This window comes from Variovorax sp. V213 (genome assembly GCF_041154455.1).
Lineage (GTDB): Bacteria > Pseudomonadota > Gammaproteobacteria > Burkholderiales > Burkholderiaceae_C > Variovorax.
Map to the genome: position 1 here is coordinate 5,120,999 of NZ_AP028664.1, position 23,471 is coordinate 5,144,469.

Consider the following 23,471-nt stretch of genomic DNA (forward strand, 5'->3'; position numbering starts at 1 on the left):
GTTGGCGCAGGCCCATGATGGACGGCGTCAGAGGCTTTTTTCGCTGGTGGAATCGGGCGCGGCCGCCGGGGCCAGCACATCTTCTGGAATGGCCAGGTTGGGCGCCCCGGGTGCGACCGGTGCAATCGGAGGCGCCACCGCACCCGATGCAAAAGCGCTGGCAGGTGGCAACTTTTCGACCAGTTCCCTGGCAAAGGCAACGAAGGCCTGGCTGCCACGGGCGGCCGGATCGAACACCACGCCCGGCAGGCCGTAGCTCGGCGCCTCGGCCAGCCGCACATTGCGCGGGATGACCGTGTCGAACACCTTGTCGCCGAAGTGGGCCTTGAGCTGTTCGCTCACCTGCTGCTGCAGCGTGATGCGCGGATCGAACATCACGCGCAAGAGGCCGATGATCTGCAGGTTCTTGTTGAGATTGGCGTGCACCTGCTTGATGGTGTTGACCAGGTCCGTGAGCCCCTCGAGCGCGAAGTATTCGCATTGCATGGGCACGATCACGCCGTGCGCGGCGCACAGGCCATTGAGCGTGAGCAGGCTCAGGCTCGGCGGGCAGTCGATCAGCACGAAGTCGTACTCGGCGCCCACGGCGGCCAGCGCGGTGCGCAGGCGCTTTTCGCGGCGGTCGAGCGCCACCATTTCGACTTCGGCCCCGGCCAGCTCACGGTTGGCGCCCAGCACGTCGTAGCCGCAACCGCCCTCCACGAGTTTGTCGGCCTTCACGCGCGCCTCGGCCACGGAAGCCGACTCGAGCAGCACGTCATACACCGTCAGTTCCAGCTGGCGTTTGTCGATGCCCGAACCCATGGTCGCATTGCCTTGGGGATCGAGGTCGATCATCAGCACCCGCTGGCCAACCTTGGCCAGGCCGGCGGCAAGGTTGACGGTGGTGGTGGTCTTGCCGACACCGCCCTTTTGGTTGGCAATACAGAAAATCTTGGCCATACGGGAATCAGCGGGAAACGGCGAGCTTGACGCCGAAGGCAATCAGGAAAACGCCCGCGAGCTTTTCGAGCGCACCCGAAATACGCGGATTGGCGCGGATGCGCTCGGCCAGAAAGTGCGTCAGCAGCGTCGAGCTCAGGCCGTACAGGAAGGTCAGCACTGCAATCGTCACCGCCATGGCGCCGAACGTGACCACGCCCTGGTGGCGCGCCGGGTCGACGAACAGCGGGAAGAAGGCCATGTAGAACACGATCGCCTTGGGATTCAGCAAGGTGATCGCCAGCGCCTGGCGCAGGAAATGGCTAGGGCGGATGTTGAGGATGGGGGCGGCGCCGGGCTTGGCCAGCAGCATCTTGGCGCCCAACCATGCGAGGTAGGCCGCGCCCAGCCATTGCACGGCCTTGAATGCGGCCGGGTAGGCGGCCAGCACGGCAGAAACTCCCGCCACGGCCGCCCACATGAGGAACTGGTCGCCGATGATCACGCCCAGCGTTGCTGCCAGTCCGCCACGAATTCCGCCTTTGCTGGTCGAGGTGATCAACGCCAGATTGCCCGGACCGGGAATCAGAAGAAAGAGGACGATGGCGGCAACGAATGCGCCGTAGTCAGCAATGCCGAACATGGATTTGCCTCGGAAAAGAGAGCCAGGGGGGAGGCGTCGAGTCTAAGCGAGGCGGCCCCTGCGATCACCCTCCGCCACCGGCTTTCGCTGGCATGAGCGCTTCTTTTTTGCCCGATCAGGCGGCTTCTTTGCGTGCCCAGACGATGCAGCGCTCCGCGTCCAGGCCAGGAACAGTCAATTGTTCCACGTGAAACACTGCGATACCGGCAGGTAACACGGCCAGTTCCTCGGTCGGCATTTTGCCCTTCATGGCCAGCCAGACGCCGCCGGGTGCCAGCAGATGCGCCGACCCATTGAAAAAATCTGGCAAGGAAGCAAAGGCGCGGGAACTGATGACTTCATAACTGCCGGCGAGCGATTCGACGCGCGCATGCAATCCCCGCAGGTTCGGCAACTCGAGTTCGGCAGCCACTTGCTGCACGAAAGCCGCCTTCTTGGCGACCGCATCGAGGCAGCTGACCTGGAGATCGGACCGCATGATGGCAATCACCACGCCCGGCAGGCCTCCACCCGAGCCCACGTCCAGCAGTCTGCCCTCCCCTGCCCACTCGCGCTGCAACGGCGGCACGGCCGCCAGGCTGTCGAGCAAATGGTGCGTGAGCACGCTGGCCGGATCGCGCAGTGCCGTGAGGTTGTAGACCTTGTTCCACTTGAGCATCAGCGTGCCATAAGACAGCAGCTGCTCCGCCTGGGTACCGGACAAGGCGAGGCCCAGTGCTGCTGCGCCTTGGCGCAGCGTGTCGATGGGCGCGTTCATTCGGCAGATTGCGGTTCGGCTGGAGCTACAGCGGTGGCATCGCGGTCGAAAGCCTTGTGACCGCCTTTTCGCAAATGAATCATCAGCAAGGAAATGGCAGCAGGCGTCACGCCCGAGATACGTGAAGCAAGCCCCAGCGTCTCAGGCCGATGCTTGTCGAGCTTCTGCCGGACCTCGAAGCTCAATGCCTTGACCTGGCTGTAGTCGAAGTCAGGCGGCATGCGCAGGTTTTCGAAGTGGGCGGCACGCTCCACTTCGTCGTGCTGGCGCTCGATATAGCCCGAATACTTGGCCGAGATCTCGATCTGCTCGATCTCGGTTTCGTTCAGCGCGGTGGCCGCGCTGTACTTTCCGCCGTCCAGCGACATCAGTGTTTGATAGTTCACGTCCGGCCGGCGCAGCAGGTCGGCGAGGTTGTATTCGTGCTCGATCGCCTTGCCGAGCACGCGCTCCGACTCGGCCGCCGGCAGGTTGCGCGGATTCACCCAGATCGATTTGAGTCGTTCTGTTTCACGTGAAACAACATCACGCTTGCGGCTGAAAGCATCCCACCTCGCATCGTCGACCAGGCCCAGCTTACGCCCTGATTCGGTCAGGCGCATGTCGGCATTGTCTTCACGCAGCTGCAGCCGGAACTCGGCGCGGCTGGTGAACATGCGGTAGGGCTCGGTCACGCCCTTGGTGATGAGGTCGTCAACGAGCACGCCCAGGTAGGCTTCGTCGCGGCGCGGCAGCCAGGCCTCTTCACCACGGCATTGCAGTGCGGCGTTGATGCCGGCAAACAAGCCCTGGGCCGCCGCTTCCTCGTATCCAGTGGTGCCGTTGATCTGCCCGGCAAAGAACAGTCCCTTGACCGACCGGGTCTCGAAACTGCTCTTGAGCTCGCGCGGATCGAAGTAGTCGTACTCGATGGCATAGCCCGGCCGCAGGATGTGGGCGTTCTCCAGCCCGGGCATCGAGCGCACCAACTGGTACTGAATGTCGAACGGCAGGCTGGTCGAGATTCCGTTGGGGTAATACTCGTTGGTCGTCAGGCCTTCGGGTTCCAGAAAGATCTGGTGGCTTTCCTTGTCGGCAAAGCGGTTGATCTTGTCCTCGACGCTAGGGCAGTAACGCGGACCGACACCGTCGATCTTGCCGGTGAACATCGGGCTGCGGTCGAAGCCGGAGCGGATGATGTCGTGGGTCTGCGCATTGGTGTGGGTGATCCAGCAGGGCATCTGCTGTGGATGCATGTCGGCCCGGCCCATGAAGCTGAACACCGGCATGGGCCCTGCCCCACCGGGCATGCCGTCGCCCGGCTGCTCCGTGCACTTCGAGAAATCGATGGTCCGTCCGTCGAGGCGCGGCGGCGTGCCGGTCTTCAGGCGGCCCTGCGGCAGCTTCAATTCCTTGAGCCGCGCGGACAGGCTGATGGCAGGCGGGTCGCCCGCGCGCCCGGCCTGGTAGTTATCGAGGCCCACATGGATGCGGCCATCGAGAAAAGTTCCGGCCGTGAGCACCACCGTACGCGCGCGGAAGGCGATGCCCACCTGCGTCACGGCGCCCACCACCCGATCGCCCTCCACCATCAGGTCGTCGACCGCTTGCTGGAACAGGCTGAGGTTCGGCTGGTTTTCCAGCCGGCGGCGAATCGCGGCCTTGTACAGCACACGGTCGGCCTGCGCACGGGTCGCACGCACGGCCGGGCCCTTGCTGGAATTGAGAATACGAAACTGAATGCCCGCTTCATCGGTGGCAATGGCCATGGCGCCGCCCAGCGCGTCGACTTCTTTCACCAGGTGGCCCTTGCCGATGCCGCCGATCGACGGGTTGCAGCTCATCTGCCCCAGCGTCTCGATGTTGTGGGACAGCAGCAGCGTCTTGGCGCCCATGCGGGCAGCCGCCAGCGCGGCTTCGGTGCCGGCATGGCCACCGCCGACGACGATGACATCAAATTCTTCGGGATACAGCATGAGAGAGGGGCGCACTGACGCGTGCGCTGCGCAAAGGGGGCATCAATTTTAATCGGGGGTACCCTTTTGCGCCGGGAATAAGGGCAACCGGGATCAAAGACTCCGGCCCCAGTCCATCCCATTGAATTGATTCGTTTGCTACATTATTTATAGCAAACTATTCAATGCTGTCGAGGCATTCAATCGGCTGCGGCCGCCAGCTCCACCACGGGCACGGGCTTTTCGATGCCCACGATCGCGCCGGTGGGCTGTGGCGCCGCGGCGGGAGCCACGCTTTCGTCCTGCACTTCGCGCACCCTGATGTCCTTGCCCGTCATGGTCACGGCGCCGAAGATCGTGCAAAAGGCCACGTCCTTGGCGTCGCGCCCGGTGCCCACGCGCACCAGCCGGTCGACCGGCGCCATGCGTGTCGGATCGAACAGCACCCATCGTCCCCCGAGCCACGCTTCGAACACGGCGTGGAAATCCTGCGGCGGCTCGTCGAACCAGACATAGCCGACCACCAGCCGGGCCGGAATATTGAGCGCGCGGCAAAAGGTGATGCCCAGATGCGCAAGGTCGCGGCATACACCCGCCCGTGCCACGAACACCTCGCGCGCCGTGGTCGTCGAATCGCTGCTGCCGGGTTCGTAGGCAATGCTCTCGTGAATCCAGTCGACGATCGCCTGCACCCGGCCGATGCCGGGCGGCAGGTCGCCGAAAAGCTGCTGTGCGCAACGCGACATCAGGTCCGACTCGCAATAGCGCGACGGCATCATGTAGTGGAGGATTTCATCGGGCACCTGGTTGACCGGCACCTCGGCGAGGTCGAGCGGCACGTCGACCTGCCTGCGCTGCACGCTCGCCTTGTAGCTGATCTGCAGCAGCCCCGGCTGCGCATCGAAACGCGCAAAGCGGTTGCCGCTGGAACCGTCGCAGTAGAACCGCACTTCGGTCGGCGGTTCGATGGTCAACATCTCGCTGATGACGGCCTGCGCGCCGGATTGCGCCGCCTCGATGTTGAGCAGCATGTGCGCGGGCGCCTGGACTTCGTAGCGCAGCTCTGCGTCGATGTGGGAGATGTGCATGCGCGCCTCAAACCCGCCGGCGATGCGAGCGGTGCTCGGGAAGGTGCCAGTGCGATTGCGTGACGAGCAGCACCCGCACGACGCGGTGCGCCGGGCTTTGCAGCAACAGGCCGAGCGGGCGCACGCGCGGCCATTGCGGTACCGGGCGCTGCATCAATCGATCGCCTTTTTTACCGCGCCGACGCCCAACGCCGCCAGCACCACGAACAGCACCGCCAGCACCAGGAACAGGCCGAACAGCAGCTTGGCGATACCCGCCGCTCCAGCGGCGATGCCACCGAAACCCAGCAGTCCTGCCACCAATGAAATCACCGCAAAGATAATTGCGTACTTCAACATCTGATCACTCCTTGCGGCAGGCCTCGCCCACCGTGCGGGGGGAAGCTTAGAAACCCGCCGACGCAGCCCCGATAGTCGGCGCGCGCGAGCGGCCGTAGGACAAAAACGCGCAGCGCGCAAACCCGCTAGCATCCGCTTCGGTCCATGGATCGATTTCCGCTATCCATATTCAACTTTGGAGATTTCCCGCATGAAGCTGTATTACTCGCCCGGTGCCTGCTCGCTCTCGCCCCACATCGCGCTGCACGAGGCAGGCATCGCCTTCGAGCCCGTGATGGCCAGCACCAAGAGCCACAAGCTGCAGGACGGCACCGACTACTACGGCATCAACCCGCTCGGGTACGTGCCGATGCTCGAACTCGACGACGGGACCCGCCTGCGTGAAGGCCCGGCGATCGTGCAGTACATCGCCGATCTCGCGCCCACCAAGAACCTGGCCCCGGCCGCCGGCACCTTGCAGCGCTATCGCCTGCAGGAGTGGCTGACCTTCATCGGCACCGAGATGCACAAGGGGTACAGCCCGCTGTTCAACTCCGCCATGCCTGAAGAAGCCAAGTCCATCTTCAAGGACAAGCTCAAGTCGCGCTACCAATGGCTCAACGGCCAGCTGGCGGACAAGCAGTACCTGATGGGCGAGCACTTCAGCGTGGCCGACGGATACCTGTTCACAGTGACCAACTGGGCCAAGCCAACCGGCGTCGACATTTCGGACTTCCCCAATGTCCAGGCCTGGCATGCGCGCGTGGCATCGCGCCCTGCGGTTCAGGACGCGATGAAGGCCGAAGGCCTGCTGAAGTAAGAAGAAGCGCGAACAAGCTCGCAGCAACTGCGAGGCGGCCCGGCCCATCATGGGGAAAACCCGGGCCGCTTTCAGCCACAAGCCGCATGCCGCGGCTTTTTTTTCGGGTCACGCTACGGGTCGAACTCCAGACCCTGGAAAGCGAAGGACCCGCCGATGGCCGAAGCCCCTGCCCTTCAAGAATTGCGCGAGGAGATGCGCGGGCCCGTGATGTGGCTCACCATCGACCGCGAGGAACGCCGCAATGCCATCAGCGCCGGCGTGCTTGCGGCGCTGTCGAAGGCGCTGGCCCGTGCCGACTCCGATCGCGCTGTGCGCGCCGTGGTCATCACCGGCGCGGGCACGCGCGCCTTCTGCGCGGGCGCCGACCTGCAAAGCGGTGCTTCCTTCAAGTTCGACTATGCCGAGCCCTACCAAGGCTTTGCCAACCTGTTCCGCCAGGCCCGGCAATCGACCGTTCCGCTGATCGCGCGCGTCAACGGCGCCTGCATGGCAGGCGGCATGGGGATCATGGGCATGTGCGACATGGCGGTTGCAAGCAGCCAGGCCGTGTTCGGCCTGCCCGAGGTCAAGGTCGGCCTCTTCCCCGCGCAGGTGCTCAGCGTGCTCGGCAACCTGCTGCCGCGCCGCGCGCTGGCCGAGATGTGCATCACCGGCGAACCCATCACCGCCGCGCAGGCGCTCGAACACAGGCTGGTGAACCGCGTGAGCGACGATGTCGACGAGAGCGTGGACTGGCTGCTCGGCCGCGTACTCGACAAGTCGCCCGCCGCCATACGCCGCGGCCTGTACACCATGAAGAAGATCGAAGCCATGGCCTTCGAAGAGTCGATGGCGTTCACCGAAAGCCAGATCGGCCTCTTCGCACTCACGGAAGATGCGGCCGAAGGCCAGCTCGCTTTCCGCGAAAAACGCGAGCCGCAGTGGAGCGGCCGATGAGCGCCCGCGAAAACGAACAACCGGAGCGCATCGTGCGCATTGGCGGCGCCTCGGGTTTCTGGGGCGACAGCAGCGTGGGCGCGCCCCAGCTCGTGGCCAGCGGACAGATCGACTATCTCGTGTTCGACTACCTGGCCGAGCTCACGATGTCGATTCTTGCGGGCGCGCGGCTCAAGAAGCCCGAGCTGGGCTATGCCACCGATTTCGTCTCGGTCGCGATGAAAGCGGTGCTGAAGGACGTGGTGCGCCAAGGCATCCGCGTGGTGAGCAACGCGGGCGGCGTCAATCCGCAGGGCTGCGCCGATGCGCTCGCCGCGCTGGCGGCCGAGCAAGGCATTGCATTGAAGATCGCGGTGGTGAGCGGTGACGACGTAATGCCTTTGCTGCCTGAGCTCCGGCAGCAGCAGCCCGCGGTGCGCGAACTGCAAAGCGGCGCGCCATTGCCGGCGCGCGTGCTCACGGCCAATGCATACCTCGGCGCAAGGCCCATCCAGGCCGCGCTCGACGCGGGCGCGCAAGTCGTCATCACCGGCCGCTGTGTCGACTCCGCCGTGACGCTCGGCGTGCTGATGCACGCGTTCCGCTGGCAGCCCGGCGACCACGACCTGCTGGCGGCCGGCAGCCTCGCGGGCCACATCATCGAATGCGGCTGCCAGGCCACCGGCGGCCTGCACACCGACTGGGACACGGTGCCCGATTGGCCCAACATCGGCTACCCCATCGTCGAGTGCCACGCCGACGGCAGCTTCGTCGTGACCAAGCCGGCGGGCACGGGCGGCAAGGTCACGCCGGCCGTGGTGGGCGAACAGATGCTGTACGAGATCGGCGACCCCTCGGCCTACCTGCTGCCCGATGTGGTGGCCGACTTCACGCAGGTGCGCATCGAACAGGCCGGCGAACACCGCGTGCATGTGCACGGCGCACGCGGCCGCGAGCCCACCGAGAGCTACAAGGTCTGCGCTACCTGCGTGGAAGGCTTCAAGAGCGCGGCACAACTCACCATCGTCGGCTTCGATGCCGTCGCGAAGGCACGCCGCACCGGCGAAGCGATCCTCGCACGCACCAGCATGCTGTTCACGCAGCATGGCTTCGGCCCCTACAGCGCCACGCAACTCGAAGTGCTGGGTGCCGAGTCCTGCTACGGCCCGCATGCGCAGGCCACGCAGACGCGCGAAGCCGTGCTCCGGCTCGCGGTGACGCATGCGCGCAAGGAGGCGCTGGAGCTCTTTGCGCGCGAGGTGGCGCCGGCCGGCACCTCGTGGGCACCCGGCACCACGGGCGCCGGTGGCGGGCGCTCATCCGTGTCGCCTTCGATCCGGCAATACGCCTTCCTGCTGGACAAGTCGAAGGTCGAAGCCCGCGTGACGATGGGCGGGCAGCGCATCGAGCTGCCGCACGAAGCCGAGTCTGCGGCCGCCGGCGCCCCTTCTTTCCCGAAGAGCGCGAAGGGTGCGGTGGACGCTTCCGAGTCCTTCGATGCCGATGCCATCGAGGTACCGCTCATCCGCCTCGCATGGGCCCGCAGCGGCGACAAGGGCGACACCTCGAACATCGGCGTCATTGCGCGCCATCCGGCCTTGCTGCCGCTGCTGCGCGAACAGCTCTCCGAGGCGCGCGTGGCCGAATGGCTGGCGCATCTCGTCAAGGGGCCGGTCACGCGCTACGAGGTTCCGGGCATCGGGGCCTTCAACTTCGTCTGCGAACAGGCGCTCGGCGGCGGCGGCATGGCGTCGCTGCGCAACGATCCGCTCGGCAAGGGCATGGGGCAGATCCTGCTCGCGATGCCGGTGCGCGCGAGCGCGGCCTTGCTGGACCTTGCGGCAACCGGCACGGGAAACGCCTAGCAGCAACCGGACAACCGTGCGACAGCAGGGTTGGCCGCGCAGGTTTACTCTCGCGGCCTCTTTCCCACTTTCAATTCGCGCAATGCCCTCCCTCTTCGACCCCGTACAGGCCGGCGACCTGAAGCTCGCCAACCGCATCGTGATGGCGCCGCTCACGCGCAACCGCTCGCCCAACGCCATTCCGCAGGACATCGCCGCCACGTATTACGCACAGCGCGCCACGGCAGGCCTGCTCATCACCGAAGCCACCGCCATCAGCCACCAGGGCCAGGGCTATGCCGACGTGCCGGGCCTCTACGGCACCGAACAGCTCGACGGCTGGAAGCGCGTGACGGACGCCGTCCACGCCCAGGGCGGCAAGATCGTGGTGCAGCTCTGGCACGTGGGCCGCGTGTCGCACACCGAACTGCAGCCGGAAGGCGGCAAGCCCGTCGCGCCCTCGGCCATCACCGCCAAGACCAAGACCGTGCTGATCAAGAGCGGCGTGCCGACCTTCGTCGAGACCTCCGAGCCGCGCGCGCTCGATGCCGAAGAGTTGCCCGGCATCGTCCACGCCTATGCGGCGGCCGCGCGCAACGCGGTGGAAACCGCCGGCTTCGACGGCGTGGAACTCCATGGCGCCAACGGCTACCTGCTCGACCAGTTCCTGAAGGACGGCAGCAACAAGCGCACCGACGACTACGGCGGCAGCATCGAGAACCGCGCCCGCCTGCTCCTGGAAGCTACGCGCGCGGTGGTCGATGCGGTCGGCGGCGGCAAGACCGGCATTCGCCTGTCGCCCGTCACGCCGGCCAACGACGTGCACGATTCCGATCCGCAGCCGCTCTTCACCTACGTGGTGAAGCAGCTCGCCCCGCTCGGCCTGGCCTACATCCACATCATCGAAGGTGCTACCGGCGGCCCGCGCGAAATCGAGGACCGCCCCTTCGACTACGAGGCGCTCAAGGCCGCCTACCGCCAGGCCGGCGGCAAGGGCGCATGGATGGTCAACAACGGCTACGACAAGCCGCTGGCGGACGAGGCGGTCAAGGAAGGCGACGACCTCGTGGCCTTCGGCAAGCCCTTCATCGCCAACCCCGACCTGGTGCGCCGCCTGCGCGAGAACGCACCGCTCAACGAGGTCGACAAGGCCACGATGTACGGCGGCGGCACCAAGGGCTACACGGACTATCCGGCACTGGGTTGAGCCCGCGCCGCGCCCCTCGCGCGGCAGCAACGGGCCATGGCAAGATGCCGCGGCATCACTGCCCATTCACGAACGAAAAGATGACCGAGAACCGCGCGCTGTATGAGCGGATCGGCTACGTGGAGTACAAGCGCCTCGTACTCGAAACGCGCACCCGGGTGTTTCTTCGCAAGCCGCTGAAGGCGTGAGCCGCCATGCAACCGGGCAGTTGCTGCACCACGGGTGGCCTACGAGACCGCAGGGTGAACGTCAGCGAAGGTCACGCTCACTCGCAGTCCGCTGGGCTCGGCCACATCGAGCCGCAGCTCGGCGCCCAGCAGCTCCGCATAGCGCGCCACGATCGAGAGTCCCAGCCCCGAGCCCTGCCCGAGCTTCTGGCCCGCGGGGCCCTGTGCCCAGCGCTGCATCAGGTCGCGCTGCGCTTCCAGCGGAATGCCGGGGCCGTCGTCGATCACACTCAGGGTCCGGCCCGCCAGTTCGACGGTGATGGTGCGCCCGCCGTAGCGCAGCGCGTTGTCGATCAGGTTGTCGAGAATGCCTTCGACGAGCGCTTCGTTCGCAAGCACCGTGGTGCGCTCGTCGAGGCCGCGCGCACCCAGGTCGACGCCACGCGAGTCGGCGCGTGCCAGGTGCCGCAGCACGGTCTCCTCGGCAAGAACGTCGAGCCGAACCGGTTCACGCGCAAGGCCGGTGCGGGCCTCGTCGGCCAGCGCGAGCGCCAGCAGCTGGTCGATGAGGTGGCTTGCGCGCGCCTGCCGTTCGGCCACGCGCACGAGCTGCTCGCGCCACACCGCCGAGTCGTGCTGCGCAAGCCCGTACTCGGCCAGCGCACGGATGCCCGCCAGCGGCGTGCGCAGCTCGTGCGCCACGTTGCCCACGAACTCGCGCTGCGCGCGCACGCTGTGATTCAGCCGGTCGAACAGCGCGTTGACCGCATTGCCCAGGCGCTGCACTTCACGCGACGTGCGGACCACCGCCACCGGCGAGAGGTCGTACACATCGCGCCGGTCCAGTGCCCGCTGCAGCTCGCCGAGCGGTCGCAGGTCGCTGCGAATGCCATACCAGAGCCACACCGCGAGCAGCATCAGCAACAGCACCTGCGGTGCGAGCGCATAGCCGAGCAGCTGCCGCACGAGCGCCGTGCGGCTCAGCGTGGTCTGCGCAATCACCACCCGGTAGGGCACTGGCAGGCCCGGCTCCGCGATGGGCTGGAGCACCACCGCCCGAAGGACCTTGCCGTCGAAGGCCACGTCCGAGAAGCGGTAGCGTGCACCTTCCGGCGGCAGCGGCGCGTTCAGGCCCGCCTGTCCCGAGATCAGCGTGCCGTCCAGCCGCTGAACCGCGAAGTAGACCTTGTCGACCTGGTCGAACAGCACCGTGGCCACCTCGCGCGGCGTCAGCAGCAGCTCGACGCCGCGTTCGCCTGCCTGCACGTTGGCCGCGAGCGCATAAGCGTCGTCGAGCATGCCGCGATCGAAGGCCTGTTCGGAAAAATAGTTGGCGATGACGAGGGCGATCACTGCGCCCAGCATCCACGTGAGCGCCAGCGGCACCAGCACGTTGCGCAGCACGCGGCGCGTGAGCGAAGGTGCGGCCTCGGCCGGCCGAGGCGCGTCCGGCGTGACGCGGCTCACACTTCGGCTTCGAGCAGGTAGCCGATGCCGCGCAGCGTGCGGATGCTCGCGCCCGAACCGGCCAGCTTCTTGCGAAGCCGCGAGATGAAGGCCTCCAGCGCGTTGTCGCCCAGCGATTCGTCGAAGCTCGAGAGCTTGTCCGAGAGCGCCCGCTTGCTGACCGTGCGGCCCGGGGGGCTCATCAGCTCCCACAGCACCTCGAACTCGCGCGCCGGCAGATCGAGCGGCCCGCCCGCGGTGGAGAAGCGGCGCGCCTTGCGGTCCAGCTTGAGCTGGCCGAGCAGCACGATGTCCTCGGTACCCTTGGCGCGCCGCACCAGCGCACGCAGGCGGGCCTCGACCTCGGCCAGGTCGAACGGTTTGCCCAGGTAGTCGTCGGCACCGGCATCGAGGCCGGCGATACGTTCCTCGGTACGGCCACGCGCCGTCAGCACCAGCACCGGCGTGCGGTCGCCGCGCGCCCGCGCCTGCCGCAGGGCGTTGAGACCGCTTGCCAGGCCGCTCGTCGGGCTTGCGGTGGCCGGCAGGTTCAGGTCGAGCAGCACGGCGTCGAAGGGCTGCACGCGCCAGAGATGGTCGGCGTCCTCGACGTTGGCCGACACGTCGACCCGGTGGCCGGCATCCGCAAGGCTGCGCAGCATCACGTCGCGCAGCACGGCATCGTCTTCGACAAGCAGGATTCGCATGGTGTTTGTGTGGTGGGTTTCAGTGCCTATTCTTGCGCGAAGGAGGGTCAGCAGCCGGTCAGCACACCCGGGCGATAAACACGCCATGAGCATACGACAGCAACCTGCGGCCAGGGCCCCTTTCCAGCCCCTTTCGATTCGATGAGCGCCCGCGATCCCGCCGACCTGCTGAGCGTGGTGCCCCCCGCGGTGCGCCGCACGGCCATCGTGCTCTTGCATGGTTTATGCAGCACACCTGACGAGCTCCTGACCGTGCAGTCGGCCTTGCGCAGCAGCGGCTATCCGGTGCACCCGATGGCGATCGGCGGCTACTCCTTCGATGCCGGCGCGCCGCTGCAGCACGCCCTGCCCTACGAGCGCTGGCTCGACGCCATCGAGGCGCGCATCAAGGCACTGCGCGCGCAGCACGAGCGCGTGCTGCTGGTCGGCATCTCGGCCGGCTCGTCGCTCGCACTCGGCGCGGCCATCCGCTGCGGCAGCGATGTCGATGCGCTGGTGCTGATGTCGACCACGCTGCGCTTCGACGGCTGGGCCATTCCACGCACGCGCATGCTGCTGCCGCTCGCGTTCTACACGCCGCTCGGACGCCTCTGGCAATACCGGGAATGCCCGCCCTACGGCGTGAAGAACGAACGCGTGCGCGCCTGGATCGAGCGCGAGCTGCGCCACCGCAAGGTGTCGCGCGCGGGCAGCTCGGTGCTCGGCGTCAGCCATCTGCGCGAGCATGACCGGCTGATCCGCCATGTGAAGCGCAACCTTCACCGGGTGCAATGCGGCAGCGTGCTCGCGCTACATGCCCGCGAGGACGAAGTGGCCAGCCTGGCCAACCTCGACATCCTCGCGCGCGGCCTTCGCTGCCGCGATTTCCGCAGCGTGGTGCTCCACAACAGCTACCACATGATCTCGATCGACAACGACCGCCAGCAGGTGGCGCGCGAAACGGTCGCTTTTGCCGACGCCCTGGCCCATGGCATGGGCGCGCCCGGCACCTCCGGCGCGGTGCCTCTGCATCTCGTTCCCGCCTGAAAGAAAAACGCCATGTCCTCCGCTTCCTTTTCTACGCCGGTCTTCAACAGCATCGCGGCCATCCTGGTGAACAACTTCGACGTTGCACCCGCTTCCATCGCGCCCCAGGTTGCGCTGTCCGAGCTCGGGCTCGATTCGCTCGCGCTGATGGAGTTCGTCTTCGCGGTGGAAGACGCGTTCCACCTCCGCCTGCCCGAGGACCGGCTCGACCCGCGCGAAGTCGGCATCACGCTCCAGCACTTGTGCGAGGCGATCGACGCGCAGATCCGTTGCGACGTCGAGCCTTCGATGGCCGCGCCCGCGTGAGCAGCGGCGCCGCTCATTCAGCGCTCGCAGCCTCCGCCTTGCATGCGGCTTCTGCGCCGGTGCGGGTGACGGGACTCGGCTTCGTCACACCCATCGGCCACACGGCCGAGTGCTTCGACGACGCGCTCTTCAACGGACGTTCCGCCGTACGCGCGCAAACGCTCGGCATCGCAGGCCTCGATCCGATCGAGCTCGCCGTGGCGGCCTGCGATTTCGATGCGGCCAGCGTGCGCAGCAGTTCGCGCCTGCCGCTCGACCGGGGCACTGCGATGGCGCTCTCGGCGGCGCGCGATGCCGCGGCGCAGGCCGGGCTACAGGCGGGCAGCGTCGATCCCGAGCGCCTGGGCATCTTCTGGGGCAGCGGCCTGGCCGGCGCGGGTGCCTTCGACGACACCACGCGCGCGCTCTACGGCGGAAAGCGCCGCATGCGGCCGACGACGGTGCTCACCGTCATGCCCAACGCCGCAGTGGCGGAGCTCGCGTTGCAGTTCGGCGCCCAAGGCGCGGCCATTGCCTACGCATGCGCCTGTGCCTCCTCGGCCGTCGCCATCGGCGAGGCCATGCGCGCCATTCGCGGCGGCTGGATCGACATGGCCGTCGTCGGCGGACATGAGGCCATGCTCACTCCCGGCGTGATGGCCAGCTGGCACGCGATGCGCGTGACGGCGCCTCCTCCGCCCGGTGCGCCGGGCAGCGCCTGCCGGCCTTTCTCGGACGACCGCGCGGGTTTTGCGCTGGGCGAAGGCGCCGCCGCGCTGGTGCTCGAATCGGAAGCACATGCACGCGCACGCGGCGCAAGTGAAGCAATGCCGCTTTTTCTTGCAGGCTATGCCACCAACTGCGACGCCACGCACATCACCAACCCCGACCCCGCCGGCCAGGTGCGCGCCATGCGCGCCGCGCTGCGCGATGCCGGCCTCGAGGCCGCGCAGATCGGCCACATCAATGCACACGGCACCGCCACCACGGCGGGCGACGCCGCCGAGGCGGCTTCGATCCGCGAGGTGTTCGGCAATGCCGTGCCCGTGAGCGCCACCAAGGCGATCCACGGGCACGTGCTTGGCGGCGGTGGCGCCATCGAACTGGTGGCGGCGCTGCGCACCCTCGCACACGGCATGCTTGCGCCCACCGCCAACCTGCGGGTCCCCGATGCGGCCTTCGATCTCGACTTCGTGCGCGGCGATCCGCGCGAAGCGGGGAATCTCCGCTACGTGCTTTCCAATTCGTTCGCATTCGGCGGCACCAACGCCGTACTGATCGCGGGCCGCGCCACAAACCGCTGAGGAAAGAAACGGCTGCAACGGGGCAGCCACGAGCGACGGATCGGGACTGGGTATGCTGTCATCCATGCGCAGGCTTGCCGCACCCCAGGACCTCGAAGCGGTCTTTTCCATCTACATGCATGAGAGGGTCGTGCCCTTCCTGGGCTACGACCCGATGCCGCTCGACGAATTCCGGCCCATCTACAAGGAGCTGGTCGAGAGCCGCAGCTTCTACATCTATGAAGTCGACGGCCGTGTCGCAGGTTTCTATCGCGCAACGCGATACCCCGGCCGCGTGAGCCACGTCGCCTGCTTCGGCACGCTCGCGGTCGACCCGTCGCTGCACGGCAAGGGCATCGCGCATGCGATGGTGAGCGATGGCATTGCCAGGCTCGAGGCCGAAGGCGTCAAGCGCATCGAGCTCTATGTCGAGAGCGACAACGCGCCGGGCCTGCGCTTCTATGAAAAGCTGGGTTTCGAAAGGGAAGGCACGCTGCGCAAGTTCTACAAGCGCGCTGGCGAAGCCGACTACATCGACGATCACCTGCTGGCGCTGCTGATCGACTGAACGCGATGAGGCTCAGGGCTTCCAGCGCCGCAGCAGCAGCGCATTGGCCATCACGCTGACGCTCGACAGCGCCATGGCAGCGCCAGCCACCACGGGACTCAGCAATCCGAAGGCCGCGAGCGGAATGCCGGCCACGTTGTAGGCAAAGGCCCAGAACAGGTTCTGCCGGATCTTGGCGACCGTGCGCGCCGAAAGCTCGAAGGCCTCGGCCACCATCGCCAGGTCGCCGCGCATCAACGTGATGCCCGCGGCTTCCATTGCCACATCGGTGCCGCCGCCCGAAGGTGCCATGGCAATGCCCACGTCGGCCGCGGCCAGTGCCGGCGCGTCGTTGGCGCCGTCGCCGACCATCGCCACCACGTGGCCGTCCTTCTTCAGGGCACTGACCTGCGCCGCCTTGTCGGCCGGCAGCACATCGGCACGCACGTCTTCGGCAGCAATGCCGAGCCGTGCCGCCATGGCCTCAGCGGCGCGCCGGTTGTCGCCCGAGATCATCACCACGCGCAGGCCACGCGCCCGCAATGCGCGGACGGCTTCAGCGGCCTCGGGCTTCGGCTCATCGGCAAAGGCCAGCAACGCCTGTACCTGGGCAGCGCCTGCCGCATCGAAGCGCAGCAGCACGGACACCGTGGCTCCCTGTGCGTGCAGGCGCTCGACCTGTGCGGCGCCGGGAACCACGCCCAGTTCCGTGCACCAGCGCAGGCTCGCGATGGCCCAGCGTTCGCCGTTCACCTCGCCGCGCACGCCGCGGCCCGGCATCGCCTGCATGGCACTCAAGGGCGGCGCCTGCACGCCTCGCTCTGCGGCGGCCGCCATCACGGCGTGGGCCAATGGATGCTCGCTGCCGCCTTGCAGGCTGGCAGCCATGGCAAGCAATCGGGCTTCGTCTGCGCCGGTTGCAAGAGGCACGAGCGCCGTGAGCACCGGCCGGCCCAGCGTCAACGTGCCGGTCTTGTCGAAGGCCACGGTGGCGACACGGTGCGCAACTTCCAGTGCACGGGCGTCCTTGATCAGGATGCCGCGGCGTGCCGCGACACCGGTGCCGGCCATGACGGCCACCGGCGTTGCAAGGCCCAGCGCACAGGGGCAGGCAATGACCAGTACCGCCACCGCATGAATCATGGCAATTTCGACACCGGCGCCCGCAAGCAGCCAGCCTGCCAGCGTCGCCAGCGCAATCACCAGCACCACCGGCACGAACACGGCCGCCACCTGGTCCACCAGCCGCTGGATCGGCGCCTTGGCCGCCTGTGCGTCCTCGACCAGGCGGATGATGCGCGCCAGCACGCTTTCGGCGCCGACCGCTTTCACCTCGACGACCATGCGGCCGTCGCCATTGACCGCGCCACCCGTCAGCGCATCGCCCAGCCTCTTGGGCACCGGCAGCGGCTCGCCGGTGAGCATCGATTCGTCGACTTCGGACTCTCCCTCGACCACGCGCGCATCGGCCGGGACGCGCTCGCCTGGGCGAACCGCGAGCAGGTCGCCCACCATCACCTCGCCGATGGGCACATCGCTTTCGCCGCGCTTTCCCACCAGGTGCGCAATCTCGGGCCGCAGCTGCTGCAGCGCGCGGATGGCCGAGGTGGCCTGCCGCTTGGCACGCGCCTCCAGCCACTTTCCAAGCAGCACCAGCGTGATGACCACGGCCGACGCTTCGAAGTAGAGATGGGGCACGGCGCCGTGCCCCGCGTGCTCGCCGGCCGACGCGCGCCACCAGAGCCAAAGCGACAACCCGAAGGCCGCGCTGGTGCCGAGTGCCACCAGCAGATCCATGTTGCCGGTGCGTGCCTTCGCGGCATGCCAGCCTGCGCGGTAGAAGCGCGCACCGAGCCAGAACTGCACGGGCGCCGCCAGCAGCAGCTGGATCCAGGGCGGAAGCGTCCAGTCTTGTCCGAAAGCTTGCCCGAGCATCGGTGCCAGCAACGGGATCGACAGCAAGAGGCCGATACCGACAGGCCCAAAGCCGTGCCAGGGGGACAGTGAGGCGGCTTCGTCGGCCATGCTGCTTGCCGCCCGCGGTTCGTAGCCCGCCGCGCGCACGGCGCGGCGCAAGCGCGCGTCCATGTCTTCGCCGTCGGCCGCCACGACGCGCGCCGATTCGGTGGCAAGGTTCACGCTGACGTCCTGCACGCCAGGCACGCTCTTGAGCGCGCGCTCCACGCGCATCACGCACGAGGCACAGGTCATGCCGCCAACAGAAAGATCCAGGGTGCTCATGAGGTTGTGTGGGGAGTGCAGCAGATTTTCCATGCACCGAGGCTAAAGTCTCACATCATGGCAAGGTCAAGCCCAAGAATTCAGTGTCCCTGCACTGGACATTGACATCGTGAGAGGGTTCAAACTGGTGTTTGCCTTCATTCATTTCATTCAACAGGAGCAAGAACGATGAGCCAGAAATTCCAGGTCTCGGGCATGAGCTGCGGCCACTGCGTGAGCGCGGTTCAAAACGCGGTGCAAACGGTCGATCCGGAAGCGCAGGTGACGGTGGATCTCGAAACAGGGCATGTCGACGTATTGAGCGCGCAACCTCGGCAAGACATCGTCGCCGCCATCGAAAACGCGGGCTACAGGGTCCAATGAGCAGCTTCGGCACCGTGACCATTGGCGAAGCGGCGCGGCTTTCAGGCGTTTCGGCGCGCATGGTGCGGCACTACGAGGGCCTGGGCCTGCTGCCTGTGGTGGCGCGCACCGAAAGCGGCTACCGCCAATACGGCGATCCCGACATCCACACGCTGCGCTTCATCAAGCGCTCACGCGATCTCGGTTTCTCGATGGAAGAAATTGCCGAGCTCGTGGGGCTGTGGCACAACCGCCGCCGTGCGAGCTCGAACGTGAAGCGCATAGCGCAGAAGCATCTCGATGAACTGGAACAGCGCATTGCAGACATGCAGTCGATGCGCAACACGCTGGCGCATCTTGTGCACTGCTGCCATGGGGATGCGCGCCCCGACTGCCCCATTCTCGACGACCTGGCCGCGGCCTGATCTGCCTCAGGCGCCCCTGACCAGCGCCAGCACCTTGCCGGCATCGAGGCTGCGGGCCTTTTCCCGGATGGCCGGCAAGTACTGCGTTTGCAGGCCCTTTCCTTCCTGCACGACGTTCGAGAAGCTGTCCTTGAGCATCTGCGTCGAGAGCGTGCGGCCGCCCGCGTAGTAGCGCTTGGCCACGTGCCCCAGCGCATAGGTCGAGGCGAAGCTCATGCCCGAGCTCACGGCCTGGTTGCCAAGGCCGCGCAGCAAGCCGCCGCCCATCTTTCCGAGCAGGCCGCCGAGCAGCTTGCGCCCGGCCTGTTCCAGGTATTGCGAGGTCAGGCCCACCCCGACCGTGGCCAGAAAATCTTTCACATGGCCGCTGTCGAGCTCGTAGCCATGGGCCTTGCCGATGCGATAGACCAGTTTCATCTGCAGCGGAATGATCGCCATGGTCGACAGCGTTTCGGGCAGCAGTTCGAGCGCGCCATTGAGGATGGCTGCGTTGAGGATCGACTTGTCGAGCTCCGCGCTGTCGGGCGAAGGCACCGATGACGCGGCTGCCACGCCTGTACCAGTGGCCGCCATGGGAACCGCCGCTGCGATGTCCTCTGCCTGGCGCGAAAACTGCGCCGCCGAGCCGTCGAGTCCGAGCGAAGTACGCAGGTCCGCCAGGAACATGCGCTCCGCGTCCGACTGTGTGCCGTCGGCATCGCACACGCACACCGCCATTTCATAGGCCAGCTGCTTCGACTCGGTGCTTTGGAGTTCGCCCGCCACGGAAGCCAGCGAGACGCGCTTCATCAGCACGTCCTGATAGAGCGTGGGCAGGTTCACGCCGTCGGCCTGCGACAGGCCCTCGGCAATGCGCTTGATCTCGGCGCGTTCGCGTTCGTGTTTTTCGCCGTCGACGAAGGCGGCCAGCAAGCTCAGCGTCACGATGGCTTTGGTTTCGGAAGGGGTCACGTTCGAATTTCCAAAGGTTGAAGGACAAAGTTCGTTCGACATCGCGTGCGAAGGTTCCGCCGCGGGTTCTCCCCACAAAGCTTGGGCAACTCTGTGGATAACACTCGCACTTCTGTGTAAGGGAACGCTAAGTGCTTGATTTCAAATACAAATCTACAGTCTGCCCAAATAAGAGGCATTGAATTTCTCGCCCCGAAAACCGCCTTTCGCAGATTTTCAGAACCCTGTCAAAGGACAACTCTGGGGAGAGTTCCGGCACAAGCAGGACGTTATCCACAGGGCGGAGCCTCCGCCCAATGTTGTCCCTTTTGGCGCGACAGCTCGGAAGCGCAGCTGCGCACAGTGACAGAGGTATGACAAGTGACTGTCACGCAAGGGAAAAATTGCCATGTCCACAGATCGGTGCTGCCCTTATCTACTACTACTAATTTGAATAAGAAGAATAAGAAATAGAAACGGGGACAGCGCCTCGCCCAAAAAAAAGGCCGCGAACGGCCGCGCCGTGTTCGCGGCGCCACGGACGAAAACCAGCCGCGCCGAACAGCGCCCCCTCGCTAACATCCGGGGATGAGTTTCAAACCCCGGATCCTGATCGCCGAAGACGAATCGGGCATTGCCGACACACTCCAGTACGTCCTGAAGAGCGACGGTTTCACGCCGGTCTGGTGCGCGACCGCCGAGGAAGCCATTGCGCAGTTCGCGCAGGAGCCGCCGGCGCTGGCCATCCTGGACGTGGGCCTGCCCGACCTCAACGGCTTCGAGCTCTTCAAGCGCCTGCGCGCGCTGAACCAGTCGCAGGGCGGCGCCGAGGTGCCGATGCTCTTTCTCACCGCGAGAAGCGACGAGATCGACCGCGTGGTGGGGCTGGAACTCGGTGCCGACGACTACATCGCCAAGCCTTTTTCGCCGCGCGAACTGGTGGCGCGGGTGCGCACCATCCTCCGGCGCAGCGCGCGAGCGGCCCCTGGAGGGGCCGCGGTGCCGAACGACGGGGTACCCCATCAAATTTCGGGCGCGGCGGCGCCAGCGAGCTCTCAACCCCCCGCAATGCCGTTTGCGCTGGACAACGAGCGCATGCAGATCCGCTACTACGGTCGCCTGCTCGAACTCTCCCGCTACGAGTACGGGCTGCTGCGGCTGCTGGTGCAGCGTCCGGGGCGCGTCTTCACGCGCGACGAACTGCTGCAACTGGTCTGGGACGACGCGAGCGACAGCTTCGACCGCACGGTCGATGCGCACGTGAAAACCCTGCGCGCCAAGCTCAAGGCCGTGGCGCCCGACGTGGAGCCCATTCGCACGCTGCGCGGCACCGGCTATGCATTGAACGAAGAATTGCCGGCCCAGGCGTGAAGCCCTGCGCGGATCTTTTCGTGAAATACCGCGGAACCGGCTTTGCCGGGCCGCTGGTATTGCCCGCGGTGAGGGGGTTGGCGAAGCGACACGAAGTGCGCGAAGACTGGGGGAGAGCCAATTGAGCAGGCGCACGCGGATATTCATCGGGATTCTGCTGATCTACACGGCAGGCATCGCGTTCCTGCTGTACCGCGTGGTGTCGGACATCGATCCGCGCTACCGCGAATCGGCCGAGGAATCGCTGGTCGAGACCTCGCAGCTCGTCGCCAGCCTGGTCGAGCAGGACGTGATCGCGGGCGCCATCACCACGGCGCGGCTCGAGCCGTTGTTCCGCACCGTGTATGCGCGCGAGTTCTCGGCCCAGATCTACAACCTGCACAAGAACCGCGTCGAGCTGCGCGTGTACGTGACCGACCGCAGCGGCCGCGTGGTGTTCGATTCGCTCGGCAGGCACCTGGGCGCCGACTACTCGCAGTGGAGCGACGTGAACCGCACGCTCGCCGGCGTGTACGGTGCGCGCACTTCGCGCGACGTGGACGGCGACCCGCGCACCTCGGTGATGTACGTGGGGGCGCCGATCCGCTGGAACAACGAGATCGTCGGCATGGTCAGCGTCGGCAAGCCGGTGCAGAGCTTCGGGCAGTTCGTGGAAGACGCGCGCGCCCGCACGCTGTGGGTGGGCGTGGGCTCAGGCCTGGCACTGCTGCTGCTGGCGGTGATCGTCTCGGTCTGGCTGGTGCGGCCTTTCGGGCTGATTTCGGATTACTGGAACTGGGTGCGCGCGCAGCGCACCCTGAGCCTTTCGCGCATGGCGCGGCGCGCTGTCGACGCGGTGCGCACCGGCTTCAGCGAGATGCGCGATGCGCTCACCGGCCGCAATTACGTCGCCGACTACGTTCAGACCTTCACGCACGAAGTGAAGAGCCCGCTGTCGGCCATTCGCGGTGCGGCCGAACTGCTGCAGGAACCATCGATGCCGCATGCGGAGCGCGAACGTTTCCTGAAGAACATCGAGCGTGAGACGCAGCGAATCCAGGAAATCGTCGACCGAATGATGGAGCTCACCGCGCTGGAAACCCGCCACGGGCTCGACCGCACGGAGCCGGTGGCGCTGGCTTCGCTGATCGAGGACATCGCCATCAGCGCACAGCCCGCGGCGGCCAAGCGCAACATCGGCGTGAAAGTGAACATCCGCACCGAGGCCAGCACCGAGGGCGACCCGTTCCTGCTGCGCCGTGCCATCAGCAACCTGCTGGACAACGCCATTGATTTTTCACCAGGGGGCAGCGAGGTGCTGCTGACGCTGGAGACCACCTCGAAACTTGCGCGCGTGAGCGTGCGCGACCGCGGCCCGGGCATTCCGGACTATGCGCAGGAAAAAGTCTTCCAGAAGTTCTATTCGCTGGCGCGGCCGCACAGCCAGAAAAAGAGCACCGGGCTCGGGCTGGCCTTCGTGAAAGAGATTGCCGCGCTGCACCGCGGACGCATCGAGCTCGGCAACGCGGCGCGCGGCGGCGCGGTGGCCACGCTCACGCTGCCGCTGCTGCCGCCGAATCACTGAAGAAGAAAAAAATCACTGGCCCGTGAGTGCACCGTAGGCCTTGCGCGTTTCGGGGCTCACGGCATCGAGCAGTTGCTCGTACGAGGTCTTGTGCCGCGCCAGCATGCGCGCCGACGCCACCGTCTTCGATTTGCAGAACCAGTGGCACGTGTGCTGCATCAGGAACAGCTCGGCCGACATCGTGAAGGCCTTGGCCTTGGGTGAGCGGCCCGACTCGTTCCGCATCACCTGGGCAATGCCGCGCGCGTGGATGGCAAGGGCTTGCCGAAAGTCGAAGGTGGCGGCCGGGAACAGCCTGTGCGCAAACGGAATGGCCAGCGGCAGCTTGCTCACGCGCGCCTCTGCCGCATCGACGCGCGCGAATTCCGCGGCAAAGCTGTCGAATTGGGCCGAGAGCTTTTCCTCGGTGGAGTCGAGCAGGCTCCAGATCTGCTGGCGCCGCGCGGCGTCATCCTCGCCGAGGCAGCGCAGGTAGCCCTCGGTGAGGGTCTCCATCAGATTTTCGATCTGGTACTTGCCGAGGTGGCTCCCGAGCAGCGCGATGCGCTGGCGCTGGTCCCGTGACTTGAGGATATAGGCGCCGATGACGATCAGCGTCACCAGGGTGAGGATTTCCATGAGGGCGTGCGGAAGAAGAGGTGAAAGCGGAGGTCAGCACCGAGTGTAGGCACCGGGGACCCGCCTGCG

Annotated in this window: 24 protein-coding genes; 12 read left to right on the forward strand and 12 right to left on the reverse strand. The window is 66.4% G+C overall.

What is annotated here, in order from left to right:
- Positions 1 to 27: 27 nt before the first annotated feature.
- The 7 genes from ACAM55_RS24190 to ACAM55_RS24220 form a co-directional block, all read right to left on the reverse strand.
- Positions 28 to 942, reverse strand: a complete 915-nt coding sequence (locus ACAM55_RS24190) for a ParA family protein (RefSeq protein ID WP_369653956.1) — start codon at positions 940 to 942, stop codon at positions 28 to 30.
- 7 nt (positions 943 to 949) lie between these two features.
- The gene (locus ACAM55_RS24195; RefSeq protein ID WP_369653957.1) at positions 950 to 1,564 is read right to left on the reverse strand and encodes a LysE family transporter; all 615 of its coding nucleotides are present in this window, start codon (positions 1,562 to 1,564) and stop codon (positions 950 to 952) included.
- Positions 1,565 to 1,679: 115 nt separating this feature from the next.
- The gene (gene rsmG / locus ACAM55_RS24200) at positions 1,680 to 2,321 is read right to left on the reverse strand and encodes a 16S rRNA (guanine(527)-N(7))-methyltransferase RsmG (protein WP_369653958.1); all 642 of its coding nucleotides are present in this window, start codon (positions 2,319 to 2,321) and stop codon (positions 1,680 to 1,682) included.
- Positions 2,318 to 4,276 carry a tRNA uridine-5-carboxymethylaminomethyl(34) synthesis enzyme MnmG gene (mnmG, locus tag ACAM55_RS24205; RefSeq protein WP_369653959.1) on the reverse strand — a complete coding sequence of 653 codons (1,959 nt, stop codon included), beginning with the start codon at positions 4,274 to 4,276 and terminating at the stop codon, positions 2,318 to 2,320. Before mnmG ends, rsmG begins: the two co-directional genes overlap by 4 nt.
- A gap of 179 nt (positions 4,277 to 4,455) precedes the next feature.
- Positions 4,456 to 5,343 (reverse strand): transglutaminase family protein, encoded by an 888-nt coding sequence (locus tag ACAM55_RS24210; protein WP_369653960.1) that lies wholly within the window; start codon positions 5,341 to 5,343, stop codon positions 4,456 to 4,458.
- 7 nt (positions 5,344 to 5,350) lie between these two features.
- On the reverse strand, positions 5,351 to 5,497 hold the full coding sequence (locus ACAM55_RS24215) for a hypothetical protein (RefSeq protein WP_369653961.1): 147 nt from the start codon (positions 5,495 to 5,497) through the stop codon (positions 5,351 to 5,353).
- Positions 5,497 to 5,682: a DUF1328 family protein gene (locus ACAM55_RS24220; RefSeq protein WP_056574793.1), complete on the reverse strand. Its 186-nt coding sequence runs from the start codon at positions 5,680 to 5,682 to the stop codon at positions 5,497 to 5,499. Before ACAM55_RS24220 ends, ACAM55_RS24215 begins: the two co-directional genes overlap by 1 nt.
- 190 nt (positions 5,683 to 5,872) lie before the next feature.
- Between ACAM55_RS24220 and gstA the strand changes: the two genes are divergently transcribed.
- The 4 genes from gstA (at position 5,873) to ACAM55_RS24240 (ending at position 10,450) form a co-directional block, all read left to right on the forward strand.
- Entirely contained in the window at positions 5,873 to 6,481 is a 609-nt protein-coding gene (gstA, locus tag ACAM55_RS24225; protein WP_369653962.1) for a glutathione transferase GstA, read from the forward strand.
- A gap of 156 nt (positions 6,482 to 6,637) precedes the next feature.
- Positions 6,638 to 7,420, forward strand: coding sequence for an enoyl-CoA hydratase-related protein (locus ACAM55_RS24230; protein WP_369653963.1), 783 nt, complete (start codon positions 6,638 to 6,640; stop codon positions 7,418 to 7,420).
- Positions 7,417 to 9,264, forward strand: a complete 1,848-nt coding sequence (locus ACAM55_RS24235) for an acyclic terpene utilization AtuA family protein (protein ID WP_369653964.1) — start codon at positions 7,417 to 7,419, stop codon at positions 9,262 to 9,264. Before ACAM55_RS24230 ends, ACAM55_RS24235 begins: the two co-directional genes overlap by 4 nt.
- 82 nt (positions 9,265 to 9,346) lie before the next feature.
- Positions 9,347 to 10,450 carry an alkene reductase gene (locus ACAM55_RS24240; RefSeq protein ID WP_369653965.1) on the forward strand — a complete coding sequence of 368 codons (1,104 nt, stop codon included), beginning with the start codon at positions 9,347 to 9,349 and terminating at the stop codon, positions 10,448 to 10,450.
- A gap of 227 nt (positions 10,451 to 10,677) precedes the next feature.
- Here ACAM55_RS24240 and ACAM55_RS24245 read toward each other — a convergent pair whose 3' ends face one another.
- Together ACAM55_RS24245 and ACAM55_RS24250 are read right to left on the reverse strand one after the other, a co-directional pair.
- Positions 10,678 to 12,084 carry a sensor histidine kinase gene (locus ACAM55_RS24245; protein ID WP_369653966.1) on the reverse strand — a complete coding sequence of 469 codons (1,407 nt, stop codon included), beginning with the start codon at positions 12,082 to 12,084 and terminating at the stop codon, positions 10,678 to 10,680.
- Entirely contained in the window at positions 12,081 to 12,770 is a 690-nt protein-coding gene (locus ACAM55_RS24250; RefSeq protein WP_369653967.1) for a response regulator transcription factor, read from the reverse strand. The genes ACAM55_RS24245 and ACAM55_RS24250 overlap by 4 nt, the downstream gene beginning before the upstream one ends.
- A gap of 141 nt (positions 12,771 to 12,911) precedes the next feature.
- Here ACAM55_RS24250 and ACAM55_RS24255 point away from each other — a divergent pair, with 141 nt between their 5' ends.
- The 4 genes from ACAM55_RS24255 to ACAM55_RS24270 are packed head-to-tail and all read left to right on the forward strand — an operon-like array spanning position 12,912 to position 15,932.
- Entirely contained in the window at positions 12,912 to 13,796 is an 885-nt protein-coding gene (locus ACAM55_RS24255; RefSeq protein WP_369653968.1) for an alpha/beta hydrolase, read from the forward strand.
- Between the two features lie 12 nt (positions 13,797 to 13,808).
- Positions 13,809 to 14,102 (forward strand): acyl carrier protein, encoded by a 294-nt coding sequence (locus ACAM55_RS24260; RefSeq protein ID WP_369653969.1) that lies wholly within the window; start codon positions 13,809 to 13,811, stop codon positions 14,100 to 14,102.
- Positions 14,099 to 15,385 carry a beta-ketoacyl synthase gene (locus ACAM55_RS24265; protein WP_369656470.1) on the forward strand — a complete coding sequence of 429 codons (1,287 nt, stop codon included), beginning with the start codon at positions 14,099 to 14,101 and terminating at the stop codon, positions 15,383 to 15,385. The genes ACAM55_RS24260 and ACAM55_RS24265 overlap by 4 nt, the downstream gene beginning before the upstream one ends.
- 52 nt (positions 15,386 to 15,437) lie before the next feature.
- Positions 15,438 to 15,932 (forward strand): N-acetyltransferase family protein, encoded by a 495-nt coding sequence (locus tag ACAM55_RS24270; protein ID WP_369653970.1) that lies wholly within the window; start codon positions 15,438 to 15,440, stop codon positions 15,930 to 15,932.
- Between the two features lie 12 nt (positions 15,933 to 15,944).
- Here ACAM55_RS24270 and ACAM55_RS24275 read toward each other — a convergent pair whose 3' ends face one another.
- Positions 15,945 to 18,185: a heavy metal translocating P-type ATPase gene (locus ACAM55_RS24275; RefSeq protein ID WP_369653971.1), complete on the reverse strand. Its 2,241-nt coding sequence runs from the start codon at positions 18,183 to 18,185 to the stop codon at positions 15,945 to 15,947.
- A gap of 135 nt (positions 18,186 to 18,320) precedes the next feature.
- Between ACAM55_RS24275 and ACAM55_RS24280 the strand changes: the two genes are divergently transcribed.
- Both ACAM55_RS24280 and cueR read left to right on the forward strand, forming a co-directional pair.
- Positions 18,321 to 18,515, forward strand: coding sequence for a heavy-metal-associated domain-containing protein (locus ACAM55_RS24280; protein WP_124960334.1), 195 nt, complete (start codon positions 18,321 to 18,323; stop codon positions 18,513 to 18,515).
- Positions 18,512 to 18,919: a Cu(I)-responsive transcriptional regulator gene (gene cueR / locus ACAM55_RS24285; RefSeq protein ID WP_369653972.1), complete on the forward strand. Its 408-nt coding sequence runs from the start codon at positions 18,512 to 18,514 to the stop codon at positions 18,917 to 18,919. The genes ACAM55_RS24280 and cueR overlap by 4 nt, the downstream gene beginning before the upstream one ends.
- Before the next feature lie 6 nt (positions 18,920 to 18,925).
- Here the strand turns inward: cueR and ACAM55_RS24290 are convergent, their stop codons facing one another.
- Entirely contained in the window at positions 18,926 to 19,870 is a 945-nt protein-coding gene (locus tag ACAM55_RS24290; RefSeq protein ID WP_369653973.1) for a YcjF family protein, read from the reverse strand.
- Between the two features lie 567 nt (positions 19,871 to 20,437).
- Between ACAM55_RS24290 and creB the strand changes: the two genes are divergently transcribed.
- Both creB and creC read left to right on the forward strand, forming a co-directional pair.
- Positions 20,438 to 21,220: a two-component system response regulator CreB gene (creB, locus tag ACAM55_RS24295; protein WP_369653974.1), complete on the forward strand. Its 783-nt coding sequence runs from the start codon at positions 20,438 to 20,440 to the stop codon at positions 21,218 to 21,220.
- A 121-nt stretch (positions 21,221 to 21,341) separates the two neighbouring features.
- Positions 21,342 to 22,784 (forward strand): two-component system sensor histidine kinase CreC, encoded by a 1,443-nt coding sequence (gene creC / locus ACAM55_RS24300; protein ID WP_369653975.1) that lies wholly within the window; start codon positions 21,342 to 21,344, stop codon positions 22,782 to 22,784.
- Positions 22,785 to 22,796: 12 nt separating this feature from the next.
- On the opposite strand, the gene ACAM55_RS24305 is transcribed toward creC, so the two are convergent.
- Entirely contained in the window at positions 22,797 to 23,402 is a 606-nt protein-coding gene (locus ACAM55_RS24305) for a hypothetical protein (RefSeq protein ID WP_369653976.1), read from the reverse strand.
- Positions 23,403 to 23,471 lie beyond the last annotated feature (69 nt).